This window comes from Parafrankia sp. BMG5.11 (assembly GCF_004337455.1).
In genome coordinates this window covers 1-4473 of sequence record NZ_SJXI01000214.1, presented here as the reverse complement: position 1 = coordinate 4473, position 4473 = coordinate 1, and the positions used below count along the sequence as shown (strand labels likewise).

Sequence of the window (4473 nt, the reverse complement as noted above, 5' to 3'; positions counted from 1 at the left end):
TCACACGTTAATCTTCAGTAGCGAGTACTAAGTTCTCCGTAGCCAGAAGTGTCTGCGTGTGGAGGACGACGGGACGGGCCCGATCGGACAGGCTGGTGCCGTACCTCCGATCAGATCCGGAGACTCAACCCCTCCCCAGATCTTCCGGTGGACGGCACCCTGACCGGATCTTCCCGCCAGACCGGTCGACACGCTCCTCCAATGCCAGGCGAGCGAGCGACACGACAGGGAGAGTCATGCGTAAACGACTTATCTTTATCGGCGTGGCCATCGCGTCGTTGGCCGCCTGCGGCCCGGTCGAATCGACCGAATTCTCCCCCGTGAATACGGTGAGCACGCCGTCCGTGTCGACGAACCCAGGAATCGGAATCGGGGGCGGTACCCCCACCTACGTCAGACAGTTCCGCCAGCAGTTTCCCGGGTTGGCGGAGGGGAAAACCGACGAGCAGATCCTCAGCGACGGCGAGGCCGACTGCTCGGACATGGCCACCACCAGAAAGATCACTATGCCCTCGATGGCGAAGCGTTACGGCTTGAGCGACTCGACAGCCGACCAGTTCACACTCCACAACATCGCCCTGCTGGCAACGTTCACCCTCTGCGGGATCCGCTGACACTCACTCTCCCGCTCCGGCCCTGCCAGCCTCGGGGAGCGTCACAACGGTGCTGACAACTTCCATGGGAACGCAAGGCCGCACCCAATGCTCAGTACGCCACCAGCAACCAGCAACCAGCTCGAATCCGTTCGTCTTGACGTAGGAGTCCTCGACCTGATCCTGGTCGGAGATACATATGGACGGCGACTTTGCATATCTGAGGTTCATGCCGGCAACCGTCCAGAAGGAGATCTCCTACCCATCGAGATCACTCTTCCGATGGTGCAGTCAGTTACACCATGGATTCGGGAGAGAATGCCCTAGTCGCCGACCGCGGGCGGCGGCATCATCAAACAAAGATTCATACCTCACCATTCACAATAGGAGATACTCATGAGTTCGGTGTTCTCGCCGAGACATCGAGGCCAGTGCTCCTGTTTCTAGCCCCACTCCTGCTGCTCCCGCTCCCAGTCAGCCCTGGCCGCGGCCACCGCCTTCGCCCTCGCCCTCGATGGCGCGCGGGAACTCCTGACCAGAATTGGGTATGGGAGCCGTCTCGATCGGTACCGGCACTAAACTCCGCCGCAGGCTGCGGATATCTTACCAGCCCGATCGATGCCCCTTGTCCTCCCCATCCACGAGCTCTCCCCAGGTCGCCCGGCAAACCCGACCAGCCACCCATGTCCATCGATGTTTACTTTCTTAAGCATTTTAAGGCAGCATTGGTGACTACTCCGATATTTCCAGTACACTTTCAGAAAGATAACATCCACATGCACACGATGAAGTCCGTACAGACTGGCACGCAAGGCACTGTCAATATAGTCGACATCGAACGTCCCGTTCTTGGCCCCAAGGACGCGCTGATGCGGATCCGTGCCTGTGGCATCTGCGGAACCGACGCGCACTACCTGCACATGGGCGGCTCGCCGCAGGGGCCGGGCGGGCAGATGATCTCGATTCCTCTCGGGCACGAGCCGGCCGGCGAGATCGTCGAAGTGGGATCCCAGATCGCGGATCTGAAGGTGGGCGATCGCGTGGTCGTCAACCCGATGGCTGCTCCCTCCGGCATCATCGGCTGCGGCGGCACGCTGGGCGGCATGCGTGAATATCTCCTCCTGGAGAACGTCGTCGTCGGTAAGAGCGTGGCGGTGTTCCCCGACACGGTGCCCTTCGACGTCGCCGCGCTCAATGAGCCCATGGCAGTGGCACGGCACTGCGTCAACCGCTCCGAGGCCAGTCCGACGGACAAGGCCGTGGTGTTCGGCGCCGGACCCATCGGTCTGGGCGCCGCGATCTGGCTGAAGCTGCGTGGGGTCCAGCACGTGGTCGTCGCCGACGTCATCCCCGACCGCCTCAAGACGGCGCTCGCGGTCGGCGCGGACGCCGTCATCGACTCCTCCCGCGAGGACGTGACGGCCCGCCTGACCGAACTACACGGACAGGGCGCCAACGCACTCGGCCAGCGCCGCCCGGACACCGACATCTACATCGACGCCGCGGGCGTCGCAGCCGTCGTCAACACGGCCCTGACATCGGGGAAGTGGGGTGCCAAGCTCGTCACGGTAGCTGTACACAAGAAGCCTGAGCCCATCAACCTCGGCGCGATGCTCCGCAGCGAGATGACCATCACCGCCTCCCAGGGCTACCCCACGGAGATCTTCGAGGTAACTCAGGAGATCGCCGAGCACCAGGAACGTTTCGCGCGGTTGATCAGCCATCGCGTTCCCTTCTCCGACGTCAAGCGCGCATTCGAACTCACCCTGACACCGGGAGCAGCCGAAAAGGTCGTCGTCACCTTCGACGACCAGCAGTAGGCGTCAAGGGGTCTGCGGGGACGGGCCGCGCGCTGCGGCATGAATGGAGATCTGTTCGATCGTGGGTGGATGCCAGGTGTTCGTCAGCGCGGGCTCGGTGGGGATGTACGCGCGGATCATCAGGTTGAACGGTCCGTCCGGCGCGGGCAGCCAGTTGTCGGTGTGCCCGGCCGGCGCGGTCGCCGACAGGTAGATGTCGATCGATCCGTCCGGGTTCACCGTGAGGTCACTGCGATCCCCCAGGGCGTAGCGTCGCAGCGCGTTCGGCACGAGGAACATCTCGTCGTCGTACATCGTCACCGACCAGAACCCGGCGGATTCGATCGGTGGCAGCTCACCGGCGGCGAAGTGCATGCGGTAGGTGCGCGCGCCGGTCAGCGGCTCACCGTCGATGTCTGGGCCGGACCAGTAGTACAGCGACTCCTGCGGTACGTTCGCCCCGAGGCCGACCACGGCGACCGCGGAGCGCAGCAGGTAGTCGGTGCCGTAGGTGCCGCCGTTGAAGCTTCCCTGCCAGGTGCCGGACGGGACGAGGGCATCCTCGGCCGCGGCCTGGACCTCGGCCTCACCCGCGGTCACCCCCGCCGCCAGAGCCGCCACCGTCGCCGGATCCCCCGCCGACGGGGTCGAACCCGGCACGACCCCGATACTCGCGAGTGAGGCGAGCGCCGGGTCGTCGGCGGTCGGCGACGGGTCGGCGGCGAGCACCGCGGCCAGCTCGTCGAAGAACGCCGCCCCTGCGTCGTAAGGGGTTTGCGGGTCGGGTGGGTTCGCGCAGTCCACCGCGGGCAGGGCGGGTGGCACCAGCCCGGTCTCGCCGAGGTCGGTGCCCGCCACGGTGTACTGGCCCTGCACGGCACGTGCGGCGGGCAGATCGTCGTCGCCGTCCACCAACGTGCGGCCGAGCGCCCAGACGTCCCAGCTCGGCGCGGCGACCACGGTGGTCCCTTCCGGCGCCGTCCCGCTCCACCCTGGCGGGGTGATCAGGTAGGCGCCGGGCTGCGAGCCGTTGAGCCTGGTGCCGATGTTGGCGAAGACGTTGGAGTAGATGTCCAGGATCTCGAACACGACATACCGGTCGGTCGTGTCGGGCAACGTCAGGCTCACCGGCCCGCCGCGCAGGTCCAGCCAGGCAACCGAGTAAAGGGTGTCGACGTTCGGAGCCACCACGCTACGGCTCAGCGGCGTCGACAGGACCGGGACGTTGAGCAGGGCGTTCGTGCCACCCCGGCAGACGTGGGCCGCTCGGGTGCGGGCCATCGCCACCGGGCTGTACCCGTAGACGTAGCCATCCGCGGCGGTGTCCTCCATGGACCCAGCAGGCGCCGGCGTTCCCTCTGACGTATCCATCGGAGTTGTTCCGGCTGGTGCCGCGGCCTGCGCCGGGGCGGTCGCCGCCGCCACCGGGACCGCCCTCGTCGTCCTGGCCGACGTCGCGGATCCCGCCTGGGTGTCAGACGACACCGCCACGGCACCGGCCACGTCGGTCTGCCCGGTGACGCCCGCGGCTCCAACCACCGCCGTCGCTGTCACCACCCCTGTCGTCACCAGAGCGACAGCGACGGCGCGACATGTGCGCCGGCGGGTCACCGAGGCACCCTGCGACCTCCTCCAACCCCCCGATGGGACCTGCCTCGGGTCCGACATCCGCACTCCCGTCCTCGGCGACACCGTCGCCGGCAGTCTTCGACGCGACCATGTGAAAGGCATGTGGCCGCAGCTGGAAGAGACACAACGGGGAGAACCGATCCCTGACGCGGGCCGGACCGCCCAGCCGACCCGACGCGGGACCGACATCGCCGGTCAGACCGACGGCAGGCTGATCCGCGTCACCACAGTCCCGGAGCAGGAGGAGCCTCATGACTGTCACCCGCCCCCGCGGCATGACCGACCAGGCCGCCCAGACCGCGATCGACCAGGCCTGCCGCCTGCTACGCCTGCCCACGATCCGCCGCCAGTTCGGCGACCTCACCGAGGCGGCGACCAGATGACCTACACCGCCAACCTGTGGGTGCCGGAAAGGGACTGTAAGAACAACGGCTCTGCCGCACTTCCGGTGG

3 protein-coding genes and 1 pseudogene are annotated in these 4473 nt (G+C 66.4%); 3 read left to right on the top strand and 1 reads right to left on the bottom strand.

Annotation, left to right across the window (positions count from 1 at the left end; translation table 11 throughout):
* The first annotated feature begins 236 nt into the window (after positions 1-236).
* Positions 237-614: a hypothetical protein gene (locus E0504_RS50085; protein ID WP_131628169.1), complete on the top strand. Its 378-nt coding sequence runs from the start codon at positions 237-239 to the stop codon at positions 612-614.
* A 755-nt stretch (positions 615-1369) separates the two neighbouring features.
* A complete protein-coding gene (locus tag E0504_RS50080) occupies positions 1370-2413 on the top strand; it encodes a zinc-binding dehydrogenase (protein WP_131628172.1) in 1044 nt (347 codons plus the stop codon).
* Between the two features lie 3 nt (positions 2414-2416).
* Here the strand turns inward: E0504_RS50080 and E0504_RS50075 are convergent, their stop codons facing one another.
* Positions 2417-3724 carry a DUF1254 domain-containing protein gene (locus E0504_RS50075; protein ID WP_243658012.1) on the bottom strand — a complete coding sequence of 436 codons (1308 nt, stop codon included), beginning with the start codon at positions 3722-3724 and terminating at the stop codon, positions 2417-2419.
* A gap of 548 nt (positions 3725-4272) precedes the next feature.
* On the opposite strand from E0504_RS50075, the pseudogene E0504_RS53350 reads away from it, so the two are divergent.
* Positions 4273-4401: pseudogene (locus tag E0504_RS53350) on the top strand (AAA family ATPase); the annotation flags it as partial.
* Positions 4402-4473: the final 72 nt, after the last annotated feature.

Coding starts and splice junctions, on each gene's coding strand:
- E0504_RS50085 (WP_131628169.1), top strand. CDS start 237: ATGCGTAAACGACTTATCTTTATCGGCGTGGCCATCGCGTCGTTGGCC.
- E0504_RS50080 (WP_131628172.1), top strand. CDS start 1,370: ATGCACACGATGAAGTCCGTACAGACTGGCACGCAAGGCACTGTCAAT.
- E0504_RS50075 (WP_243658012.1), bottom strand. CDS start 3,724: ATGGAGGACACCGCCGCGGATGGCTACGTCTACGGGTACAGCCCGGTG.